The organism is Actinomycetospora soli (genome assembly GCF_021026295.1).
GTDB classification, from domain to species: Bacteria; Actinomycetota; Actinomycetes; order Mycobacteriales; family Pseudonocardiaceae; genus Actinomycetospora; species Actinomycetospora soli.
This window is the reverse complement of record NZ_JAJNDA010000009.1, coordinates 185,682-206,763: the sequence shown is the minus strand read 5'-3', so window position 1 is coordinate 206,763 and position 21,082 is coordinate 185,682. Positions and strand designations below refer to the sequence as shown.

Annotated in this window: 18 protein-coding genes; 6 read left to right on the top strand and 12 right to left on the bottom strand. The window is 75.0% G+C overall.

Annotated elements, in window-relative coordinates; translation table 11 throughout:
• Positions 1–34: 34 nt before the first annotated feature.
• Positions 35–1,513: a Mur ligase family protein gene (locus LN037_RS16835; protein WP_230754642.1), complete on the top strand. Its 1,479-nt coding sequence runs from the start codon at positions 35–37 to the stop codon at positions 1,511–1,513.
• Here LN037_RS16835 and LN037_RS16830 read toward each other — a convergent pair.
• Positions 1,508–2,971 (bottom strand): acyl-CoA synthetase, encoded by a 1,464-nt coding sequence (locus LN037_RS16830; RefSeq protein WP_230754640.1) that lies wholly within the window; start codon positions 2,969–2,971, stop codon positions 1,508–1,510. The two genes, LN037_RS16835 and LN037_RS16830, sit on opposite strands and share 6 nt — an antisense overlap.
• A gap of 110 nt (positions 2,972–3,081) precedes the next feature.
• Here LN037_RS16830 and LN037_RS16825 point away from each other — a divergent pair, with 110 nt between their 5' ends.
• Positions 3,082–3,528, top strand: coding sequence for a MarR family winged helix-turn-helix transcriptional regulator (locus LN037_RS16825; protein ID WP_230754735.1), 447 nt, complete (start codon positions 3,082–3,084; stop codon positions 3,526–3,528).
• On the opposite strand, the gene LN037_RS16820 is transcribed toward LN037_RS16825, so the two are convergent.
• The 3 genes from LN037_RS16820 to LN037_RS16810 all read right to left on the bottom strand — a co-directional run bounded on the left by LN037_RS16820 (position 3,514) and on the right by LN037_RS16810 (position 6,944).
• Positions 3,514–4,983 (bottom strand): acyl-CoA synthetase, encoded by a 1,470-nt coding sequence (locus tag LN037_RS16820; protein WP_230754638.1) that lies wholly within the window; start codon positions 4,981–4,983, stop codon positions 3,514–3,516. The genes LN037_RS16825 and LN037_RS16820 overlap by 15 nt on opposite strands.
• Entirely contained in the window at positions 4,980–5,825 is an 846-nt protein-coding gene (locus tag LN037_RS16815; RefSeq protein WP_230754636.1) for a p-hydroxycinnamoyl CoA hydratase/lyase, read from the bottom strand. Before LN037_RS16815 ends, LN037_RS16820 begins: the two co-directional genes overlap by 4 nt.
• 150 nt (positions 5,826–5,975) lie before the next feature.
• A complete protein-coding gene (locus LN037_RS16810; protein WP_230754635.1) occupies positions 5,976–6,944 on the bottom strand; it encodes an EamA family transporter in 969 nt (322 codons plus the stop codon).
• Between the two features lie 80 nt (positions 6,945–7,024).
• Between LN037_RS16810 and LN037_RS16805 the strand changes: the two genes are divergently transcribed.
• Positions 7,025–7,507 carry an Lrp/AsnC family transcriptional regulator gene (locus tag LN037_RS16805; RefSeq protein WP_230754633.1) on the top strand — a complete coding sequence of 161 codons (483 nt, stop codon included), beginning with the start codon at positions 7,025–7,027 and terminating at the stop codon, positions 7,505–7,507.
• 47 nt (positions 7,508–7,554) lie between these two features.
• Here the strand turns inward: LN037_RS16805 and LN037_RS16800 are convergent, their stop codons facing one another.
• From LN037_RS16800 to pcaH, 3 genes are read right to left on the bottom strand one after another with little or no spacing between them, the layout of a single operon-like run.
• Positions 7,555–8,760 carry a 4-hydroxybenzoate 3-monooxygenase gene (locus LN037_RS16800; RefSeq protein WP_308286153.1) on the bottom strand — a complete coding sequence of 402 codons (1,206 nt, stop codon included), beginning with the start codon at positions 8,758–8,760 and terminating at the stop codon, positions 7,555–7,557.
• Positions 8,757–9,368: a protocatechuate 3,4-dioxygenase subunit alpha gene (gene pcaG, locus LN037_RS16795; protein ID WP_230754630.1), complete on the bottom strand. Its 612-nt coding sequence runs from the start codon at positions 9,366–9,368 to the stop codon at positions 8,757–8,759. Before pcaG ends, LN037_RS16800 begins: the two co-directional genes overlap by 4 nt.
• Position 9,369: 1 nt before the next feature.
• Positions 9,370–10,080 carry a protocatechuate 3,4-dioxygenase subunit beta gene (gene pcaH, locus LN037_RS16790; protein WP_230754730.1) on the bottom strand — a complete coding sequence of 237 codons (711 nt, stop codon included), beginning with the start codon at positions 10,078–10,080 and terminating at the stop codon, positions 9,370–9,372.
• A 130-nt stretch (positions 10,081–10,210) separates the two neighbouring features.
• Here pcaH and LN037_RS16785 point away from each other — a divergent pair, with 130 nt between their 5' ends.
• Entirely contained in the window at positions 10,211–11,131 is a 921-nt protein-coding gene (locus tag LN037_RS16785; protein WP_230754627.1) for an IclR family transcriptional regulator, read from the top strand.
• 56 nt (positions 11,132–11,187) lie between these two features.
• The gene (locus LN037_RS16780; protein WP_230754624.1) at positions 11,188–12,234 is read left to right on the top strand and encodes an esterase/lipase family protein; all 1,047 of its coding nucleotides are present in this window, start codon (positions 11,188–11,190) and stop codon (positions 12,232–12,234) included.
• Between the two features lie 40 nt (positions 12,235–12,274).
• Here LN037_RS16780 and LN037_RS16775 read toward each other — a convergent pair whose 3' ends face one another.
• The 5 genes from LN037_RS16775 to LN037_RS16755 all read right to left on the bottom strand — a co-directional run bounded on the left by LN037_RS16775 (position 12,275) and on the right by LN037_RS16755 (position 19,159).
• Positions 12,275–13,204, bottom strand: coding sequence for a hypothetical protein (locus tag LN037_RS16775; protein ID WP_230754622.1), 930 nt, complete (start codon positions 13,202–13,204; stop codon positions 12,275–12,277).
• A 109-nt stretch (positions 13,205–13,313) separates the two neighbouring features.
• Positions 13,314–14,360: an FUSC family protein gene (locus LN037_RS16770; RefSeq protein ID WP_230754618.1), complete on the bottom strand. Its 1,047-nt coding sequence runs from the start codon at positions 14,358–14,360 to the stop codon at positions 13,314–13,316.
• A gap of 28 nt (positions 14,361–14,388) precedes the next feature.
• Positions 14,389–16,032 carry an APC family permease gene (locus LN037_RS16765; RefSeq protein ID WP_230754616.1) on the bottom strand — a complete coding sequence of 548 codons (1,644 nt, stop codon included), beginning with the start codon at positions 16,030–16,032 and terminating at the stop codon, positions 14,389–14,391.
• Positions 16,033–16,343: 311 nt separating this feature from the next.
• Positions 16,344–17,189: a SigB/SigF/SigG family RNA polymerase sigma factor gene (locus LN037_RS16760; protein WP_230754614.1), complete on the bottom strand. Its 846-nt coding sequence runs from the start codon at positions 17,187–17,189 to the stop codon at positions 16,344–16,346.
• Between the two features lie 323 nt (positions 17,190–17,512).
• Positions 17,513–19,159: a CocE/NonD family hydrolase gene (locus tag LN037_RS16755; protein WP_230754612.1), complete on the bottom strand. Its 1,647-nt coding sequence runs from the start codon at positions 19,157–19,159 to the stop codon at positions 17,513–17,515.
• Between the two features lie 195 nt (positions 19,160–19,354).
• On the opposite strand from LN037_RS16755, the gene LN037_RS33705 reads away from it, so the two are divergent.
• A complete protein-coding gene (locus LN037_RS33705; RefSeq protein WP_230754610.1) occupies positions 19,355–21,064 on the top strand; it encodes a metallophosphoesterase in 1,710 nt (569 codons plus the stop codon).
• Positions 21,065–21,082 lie beyond the last annotated feature (18 nt).

Below are 21,082 nucleotides of genomic sequence, written 5' to 3'. Positions count from 1 at the left end.
CGGACCCGATCCCCCCGCGTCCGGAGGAGGCGGTGTGGCGCGCACGGTGGACGAGCTCGTCGCCTTCCTGCGCGCCCACGCGCCCACGGTCCGGCTCGAGCTGCCCGAGCGGCGCCGGCCCGACGTCGTGCGGGCCGTGACCCTCGACAGCCGCCGGGTCCGCCCCGGCGACCTGTTCGCCGGGCTGCCCGGCGCGCACGCCCACGGCGCGGAGTCCGCGCACGAGGCATGGGTCGCCGGCGCGGTCGCCCTCCTGTCCGACCGCGCGTCGCCGGAGCTCCCCAGCCTCGTCGTCCCCGACCCGCGCCGGGTGCTCGGCCCGCTGGCCGCGTGGCTGCGAGACGACCCCTCGCACGCGCTCGCGGTCCACGGCGTGACCGGCACGAACGGCAAGACCAGCACCGTCCACCTGCTCGACGCCGCCCTGCGGGCCGCGGGACGACGGACCGGGACCGCGAGCAGCCTCGTCGTACGGACCGGCGACGACGAGCGGCCCGCGGAGCGCACCACCGCCGAGGCACCCGACGTCCAGGACCTGCTCGCGCGCTGCCGGGCCGCGGCGGCGGACGACGTGACGCTCGAGGTGTCGAGCCACGGCCTCGCCCTGCACCGGGTCGCGGGGACCCGTTTCCGGACCGCGGTGTTCACCAACCTCAGCCCCGACCACCTCGACCTGCACACCGACCTCGAGAACTACTACGCCGCCAAGGCCTCGCTCTTCACGCCCGACCGGGCCGAGGCCGCCGTCGTCGTGGTCGACGACGACGCCGGGCGACGGCTGGCCGCGTGGACCGCGTGCCCCCTGACCACCGTCTCGGCGACCGGACGCCCCGCGGACTGGCGCGCGCTCGACGTCGCGACCGACGCCTCCGGGACCACGTTCCGGGCGTGCGGACCCGACGTCGACCTCCGCGTGCGGCTCCGCGTACTGGGCGCGCACCAGGTGCCGAACGCGCTGGCCGCGCTCGCCGCGGCGGTCGGCTCCGGGGCCGATCCCGCGGCCGCCGTGCGCGGGCTGGAGGGCGTCCACGCCCTGCCCGGGCGCCTGGAGGTCGTCGACGCCGGACAGCCCTTCCTCGCCCTGGTCGACTTCGCCCACAACGTCGGCGGCCACCTGCGGGTGCTGCCGTTCCTGCGCCGGATCACGCCGGGCCGGCTCGTCGTCGTGCTCGGGGCCACCGGCGGGCGCGACCGCAGCAAGCGCACCGCCCTGGGCCGCTGCGTCGCCGAGCGCGCCGACCTCGTGGTGGTCACCGACGAGAGCCCGCACGACGAGGAGCCCGCGGCCCTGCGCGCGGCGGTCGCGGCGGGCGCCCACGGCGCCCGGGGAGCCCGCGTGGTGACGCGCCCGGGCCGGCGCGCCGCCATCGCCCACGCCGTCGGCGCGGCCGGGCCCGGGGACACCGTGCTCGTCGCCGGCCGGGGCGCCGACCCGGCGCTCGTGCGGGCGGACACGGCGGAACCCTTCGACGACCGGGAGGTCCTCCTGGGTGCGCTGCGCGCCGTCCTATGAGCGCCGGAGCCGCGCCTTCTGCACCTTCCCCATCGCGTTGCGGGGCAGTTCCTCGACCACGACGACCTCGCGGGGCCGCTTGTGCTTCGAGAGCCGCTCGCCCACGAAGTCCATCACCGCCTGCGCGTCGACGGCGCCGTCCGGGCACACGACGTGGGCGACGATGCGCTGCCCGAGGTCGTCGTCGGGCTCCCCGACGACGGCGGCCTCGCTGATGCCCTCGTAGGCCAGCAGGGCGGTCTCCACCTCGCCCGCGCCGATGCGGTAGCCGCCGGACTTGATGAGGTCGACCGAGCGGCGGCCGACGATGCGGTGGTAGCCGGTCGCGTCGACGACGGCGGCGTCGCCGGTGCGGAACCACCCGTCGTCGGTCCAGGTGCCGGCGGTCGCCTCCGGCCGGTTGAGGTAGCCGTCGAACAGGCACGCGCCGCGGACCTGCAGCTCGCCGATCGACTCGCCGTCGGCCGGCACGTCCTCGTCGGTCACGCGGGTCTCCCCGGCTGCGTCGTCGCTGTCCTCGGTCACCGCCCGCAGGCGCGCCTCGACGCCCTCCACCGGCACCCCGACCCACCCGGCGCGGCGCTCGCCGTCGGCCCGCACGGCCAGCGTGATCATGGTCTCGCTCATGCCGTAGCGCTCCACGGGCGCCTGCCCCGTCAGCTCCCGGATGCGCTCGAACACCGGCACCGGGAGCGGCGCGGACCCGCTCACGAGCAGGCGGGCGTCGGTCAGCGCGGCCGCCGCGGCGGGGTCGTTGCCGATGCGCGACCAGACGGTGGGCACCCCGAACAGGAGCGACCCGCCGTGCTCGGCGACGGCGGCGGCGTAGTTCTCCGGGGTCGGACGACCGGTGTGCACCAGCCGGGAGCCGGTGCGCAGCGCCCCGAACACCCCGAGGACCAGCCCGTGCACGTGGAACAGCGGCAGGCCGTGGGCGAGCGTGTCGGCGTCGGTCCAGGCCCAGGCGTCGGCGAGGCCGTCGAGCCCGACCGCCATCGCGTCGGCGGAGAGCAGCACGCCCTTCGGCGAGCCCGTCGTGCCGGACGTGTAGAGGATGAGCGCGGGCCCGTCGCCCGCGGCCTCGGACACGGCGTGGCCCGCACGGCGCGAGAGGTCGACCCGGCGAGCGGTGAGCGTGACGTCGCGCGGCTTCTCGCCGAACCACGTGGTCGCGCCCGAGTCGGTGAGCACGTGCGCCCGCTCGGCCGGCCCGGAGTCGGGCGGGACCGGCACCACGGGCGCGCCCGCGAGCAGGCAGCCGACGATCGCGACGACGGTCTCCGCGGTCGGCGTGGCGCCCACCGCGACCGGCGACCCCGGGGCGCTCCGGTCGGCGATCTCGTCGGCCACCACCGCCGCCGCCCCCAACAGCTCCGGACCGGAGAACGCGGTGTCGCCGATCCGGACCGCCTCGGGATCGTCGAGGCCGCCGTCGAGCAGCGCGCGCAACAGGGGCACCGAAGGACCTCCAACACCTCATCGGGGAGCGGAGCACATTCTCACGCGCCCGGCCCCCGGCGCGCGCGCAACCTCCCGTACCCCGGAACGTGCGCCGCGGACGTGCCATGATGCGCCGGGTGACCCCGGGGCCCGCGCGCGCACGGCCGTCGCTGCTCTACGCGGTCAAGCAGGTCGAGCTCATCGTCCGTGCCCGCCTCGACGAGCTGCTGCGCGACTCGGGTGTGACCGCCCTGCAGTACACGGCCCTGACCGTCCTCGCGGCCCGCGACGGGCTCACCTCCGCCGAGCTGGCCCGGAACTCCTTCGTCACCCCGCAGGCGATGGCGGACCTGGTGACCGCGCTCGAGCGCGGCGAGCTGATCGTGCGGCACCGCAACCCGCACAACCGCCGCCAGCTGCTCATCTCGCTGACCCCCGCGGGCCACGACCTGCTCGCGCGCTACGCGGCGCCGGTGGCGGCCATCGAGGAGCGGATGGTCCACGATCTCGACGACGACGAGCGCGAACGCTTCCGCGGCTACCTCAACGCGGCGCGGGCCTCACTGGCCCAGTGAGCGGCGCAGCGCCGGCTTGTCGAGCTTGCCCGTCGGGTTGCGCGGCAGCGTGTCGACGACCTCGACCGTCCGCGGGGTCTTGAACCGGGCGAGCCGGCCGTCGAGCCACGCCAGCAGGTCCGCCGGCGTCGTCGTGCCGCCCTCCGCGAGGACGACCCACGCGTGCCCGACCTCGCCCCAGCGGTCGTCGGGAACCCCCACCACCGCGGCGTCCACGACCTCCGGGTGGCCGGCGAGCACCCCCTCGACCTCGGCCGGCGAGACGTTCTCGCCGCCGGAGATGTAGAGGTCCTTCACGCGGTCGACGATCCGGTGGAAGCCGTCGTCGTCGACCTCGGCCACGTCGCCGGAGCGGAACCAGCCGTCGTCGAAGGCCGCGGCGGACTCGTCCGGCCGTCGCCAGTAGCCGGCGACGACGTGCGGGCCACGGACGAGGATCTCGCCCGCCTCCGACCGCGCGACGTCGGTGAAGAAGTGCGGGCGGCCCGCCGTCCCGGCCTTCGAGCGGGCGTGCGCGGGGTCGAGCAGCAGGACGCCGGGCGCGGCCTCGGTCATGCCGTAGCCCTGCAGGAAGGCGGGGCCCCGTCCCGTGTAGACGTCGAGCAGGCCCGGCGGCACGGGGGCGCCGCCGCAGAGCAGGTAGCGGACGCTCGACAGGTCGGCCCCGGCGAAGCGCGGCGAACGGGCGATCGTCGCGAACATGGTCGGGACGCCGAACATGACCGTGACCCGCTCCCGCTCGACGAGGTCGAGGGTGCGGTCGACGTCGAACGCCTGCTCCAGCACGAGGGTGCCGCCCTTGAGCAGCACCGGCAGGCAGGTCATGCCCAGCGCCGCGGCGTGGAACAGGGGCGCCGAGAGCAGGCACACCTCGTCGGAGCGCAGGTCCACGTCGACGACGACGTTCAGCGCGTTCCACGTCAGGTTCGCGTGCGTGAGGCACGCCGCCTTGGGCCGGCCGGTCGTGCCGGAGGTGAACATGAGGACCGCGAGCGCGTCGGGGTCGGCGTCGACGAGGTCCGCGCGGTCGTTCGTCGCGATCAGGTCGTCGTAGGCGCCGCCGACCTCCAGTGCAAGCAATGCGTCGCTGCTTGCACTGGGTGCAAGCAGCGACGCATTCCTGTCATCGAGGGTGACCACGACCCGCGGCGTCGTGTCCGACAGCGCGAACGCGATCTCGGCGGCGGCGAGCCGGGTGTTGAGCGGGACGAAGACCGCGCCCAGACCCGTCGTCGCGAACATCGTCTCGACGAAGGCCGGGTGGTTCGGGCCGAGGTAGGCGACGCGGTCGCCGGGCCCGACGCCGAGCCCGCGCAGGCCGGCGGCGAGGCGCCGGACGCGGTCGTCGAGCTCGGCGTAGGTGACCCGGGTGGAGCCGTGCACCAGGGCCACGCGCTCCGGGGAGTTGCGGGCGCGACGGGCGGTCCAGGTGCCGAGGCCGGGCGGCGGGGTCATGACCGCTCGTACGCCCCCAGGCCGGGCCGGTAGGTCTTGGCGTCGAGGAACTGCGTGAGCCCCTGCTGCTTGCCCTGCTCCGGGTCGTGCCCGGTCGCGGCGTCGAGCTTGGCGTACAGGTAGTCCTCGGCGACGTCCCACGACATCTGCCGCACCTTCTTCACCCCGACCTTCGCCGCGCGCAGCACGTGGGTGTTCATGCCCGCCAGCCTGGCGGCCACCTCGACGGTCCGCGCGCGGAGCCGCTCGCCCGGCACGGCCTCGTTGACCAGGCGCATCGCGGAGGCCTGCCGGCCGTCGAAGCGCTCGCCGGTCATGACGTACCACTGGGCGTCGCGCGCCGGGATCGTCTCGGCCAGCGCCCGGGAGACCAGGCCGCCCGGCGGGATGCCCCAGTTGACCTCGGAGAGCCCGAAGCTCGCGTCCTCGGCGGCGATCGCCAGGTCGCAGCACACGAGCGGGGTGAAGGCGCCGCCGAAGCACCAGCCGTTGACCATCGCGATCGTCGGCTTCGCGAAGTGGATCAGCCGGCGCCACTGCCACTCGGCCGAGTCCCGGCGCGCCCGGATCTCCACGTGCGGCGGGGCGGCGTCGACCTCGCGGAAGTACTCCTGCAGGTCCATCCCCGCCGACCAGGCGTCGCCGCGGCCGGTGAGCACGACGACCCGCACGTCCTCGGCGCCCTCGAGCCAGTCGAGCGCCGCGATCATCTCGCGGTTGAGGGTCGGGTTCATCGCGTTGCGCTTGTCGGGCCGGTCGAAGAACAGCCAGCCGATGCCGGCCTCCTCCGGGCCCTGCCCGACCTCGATCGCGACGGTCTCGAACGACGGCGGCGTGCTCATGCCCGGGACATTAACAGGAAACCTGATAATACGGGAGGGGTCCGACGACGGGTCGGTGCCGGCCGTCCGATCCCAACGGCACCGGGCGCACTCAGCTCGCCCCCGTGCCACGGGAACCGCGAGCCGACCCGACCCGACCGACCGGGACGCTCAGGAACGCCCGGTCGACACCGGCTCCGGCACCGATCCGCCGTCGGGAATCTCGGGGACCTCGGGGACCTCGGGGACCTCGGGGACCGGCACCGCACGCCGGGAGCGGCGGGCGTCGACGAGCACCGCGAGCACGACGCCGCCGACCAGCGTGATCTCGCCGGCGAGCTGCAGCGGGCCGGGGACGCCGCCCTCGACGATCGCGGCGAACACGAAGCCCCAGGCGGTCTCCAGCGCCATGAGCTGGGACACGAGGACCGGCGAGAGGTGTCCGGCGGCCGCGTGCCAGAGGCGGACGGCGAGCCAGGAGGACACGAGGCCGAGGAACAGCACCACGACGAGCGCCCGCAGGGGCTGCGCCGGGACCCCGTCGACGAGGAGCAGGGCGGCCGCGGCCGGCAGGGCGAGGGCCCCCGCGGCGAGGCCCTGGGCGGCGGCGAGGACGGGGGCGATGTCGGGGCGGTCGTGCAGGAGCTTGTGGGAGTCCAGGCCGTACCAGGACCACGAGATCAGGGCGAGGACGGCGAGGGCGAGCCCGACGAGCGCCTCGAGCGACCAGTCCTGACCGGGCCCGACGTGCAGCAGCACCTGCCCGAGCGCGACGAGGACGAGCGCGGGGACGAGCCCGGCGACGCGACCGGTGCCGCGCGCGGAGACCAGGGCCATGACGACGGGGACGAGGCCGATGGTGGCGACGGCGACGGTGGGGCCGGCCAGCCGCACGGAGACGGCGACGAGGGCGTAGTAGAGGACCGAGCCGGTCAGGGCGTGGGCGATCACGCGGCCCCAGGGGACGTCGGCCCGCAGCACCCGGCGGACCTGGGGCAGCGAGACCGCCCCGAACGCCACGAACCTCCCGGTCGCCAGCAGCAGGGCCGGGGCGAGCGGCGCCAGTCCGGGCGCCACGAACACCGCTCCCCACGCCGCGCCGGCGACCACCATCGCCAGCAGGGCCACGTTCCTCGTCATGACACCATCGTGCGTCGATCATGGTGGGCGATGCCGGGCGACTTCCGCGGCACGACGGCGAGCAGGTGCATGATTCCGTCATGACCGCCGCGTCCGATGGACGAACCACCCAGCTCGACCGCGTCGACCGGTTGATCCTGGCCCACCTCGTCGACCACGGGCGGTCCAGCCTGGCCGACCTCGCCGAGGCCGTGACCGTCTCGGCGTCCTCCGCGCAGCGGCGGTTGCGCCGCCTCGAGACCGAGGGCGTGATCCGCGGGTACCGGGCGGTGCTGGACCCGGAGGCGATCGGGCGGGCGCTCGTGGTGCACCTGTCGGTGGTGCTGGTCGACCACACCGCGGACACGGTCGGGCGCTTCGAGCGCTGGATCGTCGACCTCGACGGCCTCGTGAGCTGCCACCACGTGACCGGCGACGTCGACTACCTGATGCGGGTCGACGTGGCCGACGTGCACGCCCTCGACGTGCTGCTGCGCCGCACGCTCGCCCAGATCCCCGGCGTCGCGCGGTTCACGACGATGGTCGCGACGTCGGGGCTGGTCGACCGGTTCACGAACATGTGAGCTTCGCTCTGGTGAGCAGAAAGGGTCGCCATAGCGACCCTTTCTGCTCACATGCCGAGGGGCACGCCCCGGTAGTTCTCGGCGATCGCGGTCCGGTACGCCTCGGACTGCGCGACCAGCCGCAGGTGCGAGAGCGCGAGCTGGTCGTCGAACGGGTCCGCGTCGGGGTCGCGGTGCAGCATCGTCGTCATCGTCCAGCTGAAGTGCTCGCCCCGCCACACCCGGCGCAACGCGGTGTCGGAGTAGGCGTCGAGCAGCTCCTGCGAGCCGTCGGCCACCCAGGACGAGATCGCCCCGGCCAGCACCCGGACGTCGGCGACGGCGAGGTTGAGCCCCTTCGCCCCGGTCGGCGGGACGATGTGGGCGGCGTCGCCGGCCAGGAAGAGCCGGCCGTGGCGCATCGGCTCGGCGACGAACGAGCGCATCGGCGTGACGCTCTTGTCGGTGACCGGGCCGCGGTTCAGCCGGAACGAGCCGTCCCCGAGCGCGGTCCGCACCTCGAGCTCGTCCCAGATGGCCTCGTCCGACCACGACGACGGGTCGGTGTCGTTCGGTACCTGGATGTAGGCCCGGGTGACCGAGGGCGAGCGCATCGAGAGCAGCGCGAACCCGCGCTCGTGCCGGGCGTAGACCAGCTCGTCCGACGACGGCGGCGCGTCGGCGAGGATCCCCAGCCAGGAGAAGGGGTAGACGCGCTCGTAGGTGCGCACGGCGTCGTCCGGGATCGCGCGGCGTGCCACCCCGTGGAAGCCGTCGACCCCGACCACGACGTCCGCGCGCAGCTCGTGCTCGGCGCCGTCGTACCGGTAGCGCACGAGCGCCTCGCCGTCGCGGGACAGCGGCCCGTCGACCTTGTCGACGGCCAGGACCTCGGCGGAGAACAGCAGCGGCTCGCCCTGCTCGAGGCGCAGCGCGACGAGGTCCTTCACGACCTCGGTCTGCGCCCAGATCATCACGTGGCGCCCGGTCAGGGCCTGCATGTCGACGTGGATGCGCTCGCCGTGCACGTGGAAGGCGAACCCGTCGTGCGGCATCCCCGACTCGACCATGCGGGCGTCCGCGCCGACCTCGCGCAGCGCGTCGACCGTGCCGTGCTCGAGGATGCCGGCCCGCTGGCGCGACTCCACCCGCTCGCGGGGACGCGACTCCAGCACCACGGAGTCCACGCCCCGCGCCCGCAGCAGGTGGGCGAGCATGAGGCCCGCGGGCCCGCCGCCGACGATCGCGACGGTGGTCCGGTCCGGGGCGGTCACGACGAGGCCCCGTCGACGGTCGCGCCCGACTCGGCCGCGTCGCCCCCGACGAGGTCGAGGAACACCGTCTCCCCCGGGCCCTGCAGCCGGATGTCGAACCGGTAGCCGGGCCCGCCGAACCAGCCGTCGGGCACGGCCATGAGCGTGGCCGCGCGCGTCTCGGGCAGCGCGGACAGCAGCGGGTCCGCGGCGTTCGCCTCGGTGTGGTTCGGGAAGTAGACGCGCGTGAACAGGTGGTGCAGCAGCCCGCGGGCGAACACCGTGACGGCGAGGTGCGGCGCCTCGGGCGACCCCGTGATCGGGCCGGGCCGCAGGGTGCGCACGACGTAGTCCCCGGCGCGGTCGGTCGGCACGCGGGCGAAGCCGGTGAAGGACCGGCCGTCGCGGGCGAGCGAGCCGGCCCGGACCGGGATGCGGCCGTCGGGGCCGGCCTGCCAGAACTCGAGCAGCGCGTCGGGCACGGGCGAGCCCGCACCGTCGCGCACGGTGCCGTGCAGCGAGATCGCGCCCGCGGTGCCGGGCGGCACGACGTCACCGCCGCCGTCGAACGGGAGGCCGAAGGCGAAGAACGGGCCGACGGTCTGGGAGGGGGACGGATCCAGGGTCATCTCACACCTCGTCCGGGTCGGGCGGGGTCGCGCCGGGGCCGTCGAGGACGATGTCCCACTGGTAGCCCAGCGCCCACTCGGCGACGGTCGTGTCGTGGTCGTAGCGCGCGACCAGGCGCTGCTGGGCCTTCTCGTCGGTGACCGAGGAGAAGATCGGGTCGAGCGCGAAGAGCTGGTCGCCCGGGAAGTACATCTGCGTGACGAGGCGCTGCGTGAACGCCGTCCCGAACAGGGAGAAGTGGATGTGGGCCGGCCGCCACGCGTTGTGATGGTTGCGCCACGGGTAGGCGCCCGGCTTGATCGTGACGAAGCGGTAGCGCCCGTCGTCGTCGGTGAGGCAGCGGCCGCCGCCGGTGAAGTGCGGGTCGAGCGGGGCCGGGTGGCGGTCGCCGTCGTGGGCGTAGCGACCGGACGCGTTGGCCTGCCAGACCTCGACGAGCTGGTTGCGGACCGGGCGGCCGTCGCGGTCGAGCACCCGCCCGGTCACCACGATGCGCTCGCCGAGCGGCTCGCCGGTGGAGTGCAGCGTCAGGTCGGCGTCGCTCGGCCGGACGTCCTTCGCGCCGAAGACCGGCGCCGTCAGCTCGAGCAGGCTGGGCGGGGCGACGACCAGCGGCTGCGACGGCGCCCGCAGGCTCGTCGAACGGTAGGGCGCGAAGGCCCGGTCGGGGTGTCCGCCGCGCTGCGGGTCGACGGCGGAGGCCTCGCGGATCGCGTCCGTGACCTCGTCCTGCTCCGTGCGTCGGCGCTCGGGTGCTGCTGGGCTCACACCGCTCAGGGTGGCGGGGATCCCGGGGCTGCGAGAGGCTGGCTTCCGTCCACCGGAAGCAAAGGAGCCGACGGTGACCCCCGACGTCCCGGAGCCCGCTCCGTCCCGGCCGGTCGGCCGCCCGCCGCGGCCCGGCCTGCCCGCGGGCAGCGGTCTGACCTCCTCGCGCGCACGCCGCGGCCCCCGCTCCGGCGGCGACACCGTGACCGGCCGCGTCTTCTCGATCCTCGAGGTGTTCGATCACGACCACACGGCCCTGACCCTCACCGAGATCGCCCGCGCCGCGGCCCTGCCGGTGTCCACCGCGCACCGCCTCGTCGGCGAGCTCGCGGGCTGGGGCGCGCTCGAACGGGGCGGCGACGGCGCCTACCGGATCGGGCTGCGGCTGTGGGAGGTCGGCTCCCTCGCCCCGCGCAGCATCGGCCTGCGCGAGCGCGCGATGCCGTTCCTCGAGGACCTCTACGAGGCCACCCGGCAGAACGTGCAGCTCGCGGTGCGCGACGGCCACGAGGGGGTCTACGTCGAGCGCCTCGCCCACCCCGACGCCGTCCGGCTGCTCTCCCGCGTCGGTGGGCGGTGGCCGCTGCACGGGACGGGGGTCGGGCAGGTGCTGCTGGCGTTCGCGCCGCCGGTGGTGCAGGAGTCGGTGCTCGCGAGCACGCTCACCTCGTTCACCGCCCGGACGATCACCGACCCGGCCGTCCTGCGCCGCACGCTCGCCGGCATCCGCCGCGACGGGGTGGCCGTCTGCGACGGGATGATCGACCTCGCCTCGCTCTCGGTCGCCGCGCCGGTGCGCGGGGAGGCCGACGCCGTCGTCGCCGCGATCTCGGTGGTCGTGCCCTCGCCGTCGACCCCCGGCGGGATCGAGCCGCGGACGCTCGTCCCGGCGGTCCGCGCGGCGGCCCGCGGCATCTCCCGCGCGCTCGGTGCACCTACCCCCACCCGGACGCAGCGGGCGGTCCGTCCGGAGGTACCCCGCCCGTCGTCGTGAACGCAGTGTGAGGTCTACTACCCGGTACTCGAGTTCCCGGGTGACAGGAGACCGACATGCGTCCGTTCCCGACGACGCCTCGCTGGGCCCGGGCGCTCGGCGCCGGCGTGCTCGGACTGGCCCTCGCGGCCGGCCTCGCGGCACCCGCCGCGGCGGCGGCACCCGCCGTCGTACCGGCACCCGCCTGGTCGTCCAGCAGCGGCGGACCCGCGTTCACGGTGCCCCAGTCGCGGCTCGACGCGGCGGTCGCGTGCGGGCCCGGGACGACGAACACCTCCCGGCCGGTCGCGCTGTTCATCCCGGGGACGACGCTGACCCCGGAGGAGAACTTCTCCTGGAACTACTTCCGCGCGTTCCGCGCCGCGGGGCGGCCGTACTGCTCGGTCGAGCTGCCCAACCACGCGATGAGCGACATCCAGGTCTCCGCGGAGTACGTCGTCAACGCGATCCGCACCGTGGCGGCGCGCAGCGGGCAGAAGGTCGCCGTCGTCGGCTTCTCGCAGGGCGGCATGATCGGCCGCTGGGCGCTGAAGTACTGGCCGGACACCCGGAACCGGACCGCGTCGGTCATCGGGATCGACCCCTCCAACCACGGGACGCTGGACTCCTACCCGGTGTGCACCGTGGGGTGCGCCCCGTCGATCTGGCAGCAGGCGACGTTCTCGCGGTTCCTCGACGCGCTCAACGCCGGCGGGGAGACCTTCGCCGGCATCAACTACACGTCGATGTGGACCCCGACCGACGAGGTCGTCGTCCCCAACCTCCCGCCGGCCGAGAGCTCGCGGCTCGACACCGGCGCGGGCGGTCGCGCCAACATCTCGACCTTCGACGTCTGCCCCGGCCACCTCGCCGAGCACCTGTCGATGGGCTCGATCGACCCGGTGGCCTACGCGCTCGTGGTGGACGCGCTCGACCACGGAGGGCTCGCCTCCGCCGCCCGCATCGACCGCGCCGTGTGCCTGCAGCCCTTCCAGCCCGGCGTCGACCCCGTGACCGGACCGGCCCGGTTCGCCGCCTACGCCGCGGGCGCCGCCTACCAGATCGCCACGTACCCGCGCGTGTTCGCCGAGCCGCCGCTGAAGGCGTACGCGACGGCGGGCTGACCCGCACTCCGGTGCCAGCAATGCTGGCACCCGCAGGGCGCTACTCCAGGTCCGCCCGCTCCGCCTCGGCCTGGTCCAGCGCGCGGCGCGCCTCGTCGGCGGCGGCGTCGGCCTCCTCGGCGGCCCGCCGGGCGGCGTCCAGGGCCTCGCGGGCGGCCGTCTCCTCGGCCTCGGCGCGCTCGAGCCGCTCCCGGAGCGACTGCGCCGCCGCGGCGGCCTCGTCGTGGTCGGACCCGGCCTGGTCGGCGCGGTGCCGGGCGCGCTCGGCGGCGCGGGCGGTGTCGTCCCGCTCCTCCCGGGCCCGCTCGACGGCCCGGTCGGCCGCCTCACGGGCCCGCTCGCGTTCCGCCTCCGCGGGGTCCGGCCCGGGCTCCGGTTCCGGCTCCTCCTGACGACGGGGTGCCGGTCGCGGCGCCGTCGACCCGCGGGGCGGGGGCCGACGCGTGGTGCCGCCCGCACCGCGCGCGGTCGAGCCGCCCGTGAAGCCCACGCCCGGTTCGAGCGCGGTCGTCAGGCGCCCGGCCGCGAACGCCCGCGCGGCCTCCGGGTCGGCGAGCGCGGCGGCGATCGTCTGCTCCAGGTCACGCGCGACCGCGTCGCCGACCTTCTCGCCGTCCTCCCGCGCGAGCCGGCGCGCCCGCGCGACGAGCGCGCCGACCAGCTCCCGGCGCTGCCCGGTCAACGTCCGCAGCGCGTCACCGGAGAGCGTCTCCTGGGCCTGCCGGAGCTGCCCGCCGAGCTCCTCCAGGGCGCCGACCTCGTCGGGTGACTCGCGGGCCAGGACGTTCGCCAGCCACGCCCCGAGCGACGGCTTGCGCAGGGCCCCGATCGCGGTGGCCGTCTCCTTGTCCTTGACCGCCCTCGCCGCCTTGACCAGCTCCGTGCGGCGCGGCACGAAGTGGTCGGGGTGCAGCCCGTAGAGCTCGTCCGCCGCGTCCTCGAACCCCGGGCCCTCCGCCTCCTCGCTCACGGGGCGCATCCTGCCCGGTCGCACCCGCCGTCGTCATGATCATCGAGCACCGTCGGCGGTCGCGGGGCCCGATCGGCCGCTGCAAGTGCCCGCCCGGCCGCCCCGGGACCTACGCGGCGACTCGTGAGCGCGGGTCGGTGAGCGCGTCGACGTCCTCGGCGAGCAGGTGCAGCTGAGTGGCGAGCCGGGCCGCCCCGGCCGCCCACGACTCGGGGTCCGTGGCGGCGAGGCCGTCGGCGACGTCGTGCGCGGACCGGGTGCCGTCGGGCGTCGGGTCGGTGTCGCGCGGGTGGTCGGCCAACGCCGCGACCACGGCGGCCAGCTCGGACACCCCGTCCACCAGCCTCGCGGGCACCTCGTCGCCCCGGGCGACGACCTCGGCCGCGGTCCGCGCGAGCAGCACCGACCCGGCGTGGACGTACTCCAGCCCCTCGAACCGTCGCTGCATCGCCGCGAGGGCGGCCCGCTCGCGCCGGCCGCGCAGGGTGGTGCGGGCCAGCCGGTTCGACGTGGTCCGCGCGTCGAAGAACTCCGCCACGTCGTCGTGCCCGCCCCGCAGGCTCTCGGCCGCGTCCCGCAGCTCCTCCGACGTGCCCGAGCGCAGCCCGGACCCGACGTCGTGCAGGCCGTCGGCGATCCGCCGCAACGCGGCGGTGACGGCCTCGCCGAGCTGCCGGGTGGGGCTCGGTGAGACGAGGACCTGGCTGACGACGAGCGCGAGCGCGCCGCCGATCAGGGCACTGGCGAGCCGGGTCCAGCCGGCCTGGGACGAGCCGATCCCGACGACGAGCAGCGCGGCGATCCCGGACTGCAGCAGCGCGAGCGGGTTGATGCTGCCCAGCGACACGACGAGCATCCCGACGACGACCGCCGCCCCGACCTGCAGCCAGCCGCTGCCGAGCACGACCTTCGCGAGCTCCCCCACCGCCACCCCGGCGACGACGCCGAGCAGCAGTCGCAGCGCCCGCGGCCCCCGCGCGGCGGGCGCGTCGGTGAGGCAGACGACCGCCGCGATCGGGGCGAAGATCGGCGCGGGCTGGCGCAGGACCAGCTGGGCCACGACGAAGGCGGCCACCGCCGTCGCCCCGTCCAGCGCGATCCGCACCCACGCCTGACGCACCCGGGTCCAGGCACGCTCCGCCAGTCCGTTCAGCACCGGCCGGAGGTACCCGCTGCCCCGGTCGCTACCCGTGCAGCTCCGCCGTCTCCGCCCCCGCCTCGGACGCCTCGGCCTCGACCTCGCGGGCCACCTGGTCGGCGGGCATGACCATCGCCACCGCGACGAAGAAGATCACCAGCGACCACACGGCCACGGCCAGCAGGTCGATCCACTCCGGGATGATCCCGGCGCCGTCGTACTGCCCGAGCGCGGAGATGACGAGGATGCCGCCGAGCCAGGGCAAGATCCAGCCGAGCGACCGCGGCTGGAGGTCCGTGCCGAAGAAGGCGAGCCCCTCGCGGGAGGCCCGGTAGGCGCGGTAGGCCGCGAACAGCACGAACCCGATGACGATCGCGACGGCGAGCTTCCAGTCGGTCGTCCAGCCCGACCAGTAGATGATCTCGTTCGCGGCGATGAACGAGAGCGGGGCGATGACGGTCGCCGCGGGCATCCGGTAGGGCCGCGGCCGGTCGGGGTCGACCTTGCGCAGTGCCGCGAGGGTCAGCGGGGCGAAGCCGTACATGATCACGGTGGCCGAGGTGACCAGCGAGACCAGGGACTGCCAGCTCGGGAACGGCGCGAACGAGATGGGCCCGACGACGAGGGCGACGAGCGTGGAGACCCACGGGATGCCGCGTCGGGAGATCTTCGCGAGGCCCTTCGGCGCGAACCCGGTCTGGCCCAGGGCATAGGACAGACGCGCCGAGGTCGCGACGTAGACGAGGCCGGTCCCGGCCGGCGAGATGAACGCGTCGACGTAGAGCAGGATCGAGAGCCAGGTCAGGCCGAGCGCCCCGGCGATCGTCACGTAGGGGCCGAAGTCGCCCTCGCCGATCGGGTTCTCCCAGCCGGCGGCGAGGGCGGCCGGGTCGAGGGCGCCGACGAAGGCCACCTCGAGGGCGAGGTAGATGACGACGCCGAGCGCGACCGCGCCGATGAGGGCCCGCGGCAGGTCCTTCTGCGGGTTGCGCGCCTCGCCGCCCATCTGCGCGGCCTGCTCGAAGCCCTGCAGGGCGAAGACCACGCCGAGCGGGAGGGCCGCGAACACGCCGTGCGCGCCGTAGGGGGCGAAGCCGCCACCGGCGGTGAAGTTGCTGCCGTGGAAGGCGACGAACACCAGGACGATCACGGTGAGGACCGGGATCGCGATCTTCCACAGCACCGTGATCCGGTTGGTCTCCGCGAGCAGCGCGACCCCGGCCAGGTTGACGAGGGTGAACACCACCATGAGGGCCGCTGCGACGAGCAGCCCGAGCCCGGTGAGGTTGCCGTCCTGATCGACGAAGCCGTGGACGAGCTGGTCGAGGTAGGACAGCACCGCCTCCACCTCGATCGGCGCGATCGCCACCGCCTGGATCCAGCCGACCCAGCCGGCGGTGAACCCGGCGATCGCCCCGAACGCGAGACGCGGGTAGCGGGCGGTGCCGCCGGCGACGGGATAGGTGGAGCCGAGTTCGGCGTGCACGAGCGCCAGCAGGATGACGATCACCCCGGCGAGCACCCACGACAGGATCGACGCCCCGCCCGCCGACTTGGCCGCGGTCAGCGCACCGAGCAGCCAGCCCGAGCCGATGATCGACCCGAGCGAGATGAACATCAGGGCGCTGAAGCCGACGGTGCGGCGCAGGCCGGGTCCGGAGGCGACGGGGCGGTCGGCGACGGTGGACATGGGCGCTCCCGGGGCTCGCGCGGTGTTCGCGCCCGGGATGGTGCTCACCCGTGCGCCGCCGCGCGAGCCGGTCATCCGCCCCCTGACCAGGGGAAACCGGACCGGCCGGTGAACAACGGCGGAACAATCGGACAGCCCGTCACCAGAACGTCACGAAGATTCGCGCCCGTCAGCCGCCCGGGGGACCCGCCCCGTGACAGGAAAGCGTCGTTGCTGCCACCGGATGACAGCAACGACGCTTTCCTGCCGCCGAGGGACGAGGGACGAGGGACGAGGAACGAGGGACGAGGAACGAGGGACGAGGGGCGCCCTCAGCTCGCCAGCGACGGCCCGGCGTCGTCGTCGGCGAGCAGCTGCGCCTCCACCTGGGCCCGCAGCTGCGCGAGCGTGCGGGCGAGCAGCCGGGAGACGTGCATCTGGGAGATGCAGAGCACCGCGGCGATCTCGGCCTGGGTCTGCTCGTGGACGAAGCGCAGCGCGAGCATCGTGCGCTCGCGGCGGGGCAGCGACGCCACGAGGCCGTGCACGAGCGCGCGCACCTCCACCCGGTCGAACTCCGGGTCGACCGTGCCGAGCACGTTCACCAGCGAGGAGTCGTCGCCCTCGCCGAGGGTCTCGTCGAGCGACGCCGGGTGGTACGAGCCGTGCGCGGACACCGCCTCGGTGACCTCGTCGCGCGAGATCCCCAGGTGCTCGGCGATCTCGGCGGCCGTCGGGGCCCGCCCGAGGCGCTGCGAGAGCGTCGCCGTCGCGCCGCCGACCGCGAGGTAGCGGTCCTTGACGCTGCGCGGCGTGCGCACCGACCAGGCCGAGTCGCGGAAGTAGCGGCGGACCTCGCCCATGATCGTCGGCACCGCGTAGGACAGGAAGTCCCGTTCGCGGCCCGGGTCGAACCGGTCGACGGCGTGCATCAGACCCACCGTCGCGACCTGCTCGAGGTCCTCGGTCGGCTCGCCGCGCCGCGCGAACCGTCGCGCGATGTTGTGGGCGACGGGCAGGTAGGCCACCACGAGCCGACTGCGCAGGTCGGCGCGCCGCGGGTCGTCGGCCGCGTAGCCCGCGTGCTCGGCCAGCAACGGCGCGAGCGCGCGGTAGTCCTCCTCCGGTTTCCCGGATCTGCCCTGCTTGCCCTGGTGGGCCGTGGTCGTCGACGCCATGTCGTGCCCCCGCCACCGCGTCCGAGGCACGGCACGCCGCGCTCCGGCGCGGGAGTCCGAGCCTCGTCATCGCGGCTGCGGGCTGAACCGGAGGACTTCGAGCCGGGACAGCGTTCCAGCCGGGGACCACGCAACGCAAGGACCCGATCACACGGGCATCACACGCGGGAGGTGGTGGGAGCGGACCGGCCGGGGGGACGGCCGGCCCGCTCGACACCGTGGACACCCGGGGGGAGGGCGTCCACCGTGCCCCGCCGGAGACCGGCGGCCCGCGCACTATAAACGGATGTGTTGACGGCCACGAGCCCCACGTCGGCGGCGACTCACTCCACGGCGAGCACCACGTGGGAGGGGTGGGCGGCGTCGTGCAGCACCTCGCGCTCGCGCGGCACGAGCACCCGGCCGTCGCCCAGGGACGCACCCGTGCCGGGGTGCCGGGCGAACCGCGGGTGCGCCCCGCCGGAGACCTGCACGCGCAGGCGGTGCCCGGCGGCGAACCGGTGCCCGACCGGCCACAGCTCGACCTCGACCGCCACGGTGCCGTCGTCGGACGGGGCTGGGCTGCCGGGCCGGAGGCGCCGGATCCCGTCGGTCACGTTCACCGAGCGGCCGCTCGGATCGACGTCGCAGACCCGCACGAACACGTCGAGGTGCTCGACCTCGGCCCGCACGTGCACGGTGGCCCGGGCCGGACCGAGCGCCACGAGGTCGGCGTCGAGGACGGGACCGGTGAAGACGACGACGTCGTCGCGGGCCTCGAGCTCGGTCTGGTCCCGGGGACCGGACGCCCCGGAGAGGATCGGGCCCCCGACGGCGGGGGTGGGGTCGTTCGGGTCGTAGGTGATCCGGGTGCCGGCCCAGTAGGCGTCGTCGCGCGTCGGGAAGGTCGGCGGCTCGGTGCCGAGCCCGTGGTCGGTGCGCAGGTAGAACGCCTGCTCGCGGGTGTGGTCCGGCGGCCAGTCCTCGAGACGGCGCTCGCCCCCGCCGCCGGAGAGCTCGAGGTGCACCCGGGGCCCGTCGTCGGGAACGGCGTGCCCGAAGGTCTCGTCGAAGGTGCGCAGCGCGTCGCGGATGCCGGCGGCCATGCCGGCCGGGGTGGTGTGCACCCACGGGCCGATGCGCAGCAGCGGCCGGGCGCCGGCCGCCCGGAGCGCGGCGTGGTCGGCGAGCTGCCAGGGCAGGAAGATGTCCTGCCAGCCGCCGGTCATGCTGATCGCCACGCCGCGCCGACCGACCTCGCGCACGCCGCCGGCGTAGGACCGCTTGGCCCAGTAGGCGGAGTCCGGGTCGTCCTCGCGCAGCCAGTCCTGGAAGAAGTCGATCGGCACGCCCGCGGCGACGAGGTCGGCCTGCGCGAGGGGGATGGTGCCGAACCCGGCCTGCACCCGGTGGCGCACCGCCTCGACGAGGCGCCCGCGCAGCGACGGGTGGGTCATCATCGCGGCCCACGACAGGGCGTTGTCCAGCGAGAACGCGCCGCCGGGATAGGTCTGGTCGCGGAACTGCGAGGCGGTGACCAGGGTGCCCATCGCCGCGAGGGCGTCCCCGGCCTCGGGGGCGAGCGCCCACTGCGTGATGCCGAGGTAGCTCGGTCCGAGCGTGGCGATGCGGCCGTCGCAGAACGGCTGGGCGACGAGCCAGCGGACGGTGGCGACGCCGTCGTCGGCCTCGTCGAACGGCGAGAGCTCCCCCTCCGAGCCGGCCGTGCCGCGCACCGACTGCACGACGACGTGGTAGCCGCGCTCGGCGACGACGCGACCGAACACCTGGCCGACCCACCCGGCCCGGCCGTACGGGCTGCGGACGAGGACGACCGGGCCGCGGGTGACGCCGGCCGGGCGGTGGTGGTCGTGGCGCAGCACGGTCCCGTCCGGCATCGGGACCGCGACGTCCCGGGCGACGCGCACGCGCGGGACGCGGGGGGCGGGCAGTCCGATCCCGCGTCGCAGCAGTCGGGTGACGGGGCTCATGGGCTCCATCATGACGCGACGCCGATGTCAGCGGTGGCACACGGCTGCCACCCGACGTCGGCGGTGGGCCACCGCTGACGTCACCCCACCCTCCGGACTCGTCACTGACCGTTTCGTCCCCTTCACCGATCGTGTTCATCTCGTGTTCAACCACGTTCGGATGCGCACGACCCACCTCCGGGCGACGCTGCCGTCGTGACGCGCACCCCCCGTGGCGAGGCACCCGACGTCGGCGTGCCCGCCCACCTCGCCGAGCACATGACCGTCGCCGAGCAGCACGACTGGATCGCGGGCTTCCTGCGCCGCCACCCGGTCTCGCGGCGCAGCGCCCTCAAGCGCGGCTCCGGGGTCATCGCGGCGATGGGTCTGGCCTCCGCGCCGTGGACGCTGACGGCGTGCGCCTCGGCGGCGCAGGCGCCGTTGTCGGTCGTCGGCCGCCACCTGTCCTTCGGCGACGACCCGATGCGTTCGATGGCGATGGCCGGGGAGCTGACCGCCCCGCCGCAGGGCGCGGTCGTCGTCGACCTCGGGCAGAACGGCTCGTTCGGCGCACGGCTGCCCGTGGAGGTCCGCCGGCTCGTCTCCCAGGTGCCGCAGGCCGACGGGTCGATCCGGGCCGCCGACCAGTACTTCGTGCACGCGCTCGCCACCGGGCTGCAGCCCGGGCAGGCCTACGACTACCGCTTCCGGCTCGCCGACGGCACCACCACGGACACCGCGACCTTCCACACGGCGCCGCGGGAGCCGAGCGGACCGTGGAGCTTCACCGCCTTCGCCGACCAGGGCGTCGACATGGTGCCGCCGAGCGGGCTCTCCGGGTTCACCAACGCCTACTACAAGCCGGACGACACCCGGCGCACGATGACGCCCTCCACGTCGATGGTGGACCGGATCGCGACCACCCGTCCGGCGTTCCACCTGCTCGCGGGCGACATCTGCTACGCCGATCCCTCCGGGGAGGGACAGCCGGTGCGCAGCACCGGGACCTCGAAGTCGCCGACCGGCTTCGACTCGTTCGACCCCACCGTCTGGACCACCTACTTCGGGCTCATCGAGCGCAGTGCCGCCTCCACCCCGTGGATGTTCGCCACCGGCAACCACGACATGGAGGCCCTCTACGACGACAACCAGCGGCGCGGGGCCACGCACGGCTACGGCGGCCACGCGGCCCGGTTGGACCTGCCGCGGACCGGGCCGAGCGCCTGCCCCAGCGTCTACTCGATGCGCTACGGCAACGTCGGCGTGATCAGCGTCGACGCCAACGACCTGTCGACGGAGATCCCCACCAACGCCGGCTACTCGGACGGCGCGCAGGTCGCCTGGCTGCGGCAGACGCTGGGCCAGTGGCGCACGCCGAACTCGGGCGTGGACTTCGTCGTCGCGTTCTTCCACCACTGCGCCTACGCGACGTCCTCGACGCACGCCTCCGACGCCGGGGTGCGCGCCGCGGTCGCCCCGCTGTTCGACGAGTTCTCGGTCGACCTCGCGCTTCAGGGCCACAACCACCAGTACGAGCGCTCGAACCCGATCCGCGGGGGCCGCTCGACCACCCAGGCCCCCGACGGCGGGACGGTGCGCCCGGAGACCGACGGCACCACCTACGTCTGCGTCGGCTCCGGCGGGCGCCCGCGCTACTCCTGGCAGCCCGGCGAGGTCGACCGCTACCGCGGCAACCCCGCCCCGCAGGGCGACGTGAACGTGGTGAGCTACCAGGCGGTCGGCGAGGACGCGAAGATCCCGGACGCCGTCGACTGGTCGCAGGCGCGTTACCTCGACTACGCCTACGTGACGGTGGACGTGGTCCCGCCGCCGGGGCCCGGGCAGACCACGACGATGACGCTGCGGACGATCACCGACACCGGCACCGAGATCGACCGGGTCACGCTGGAGCGCCGTGCCGGGTGAGCCGGGTGAGCCGGGTCC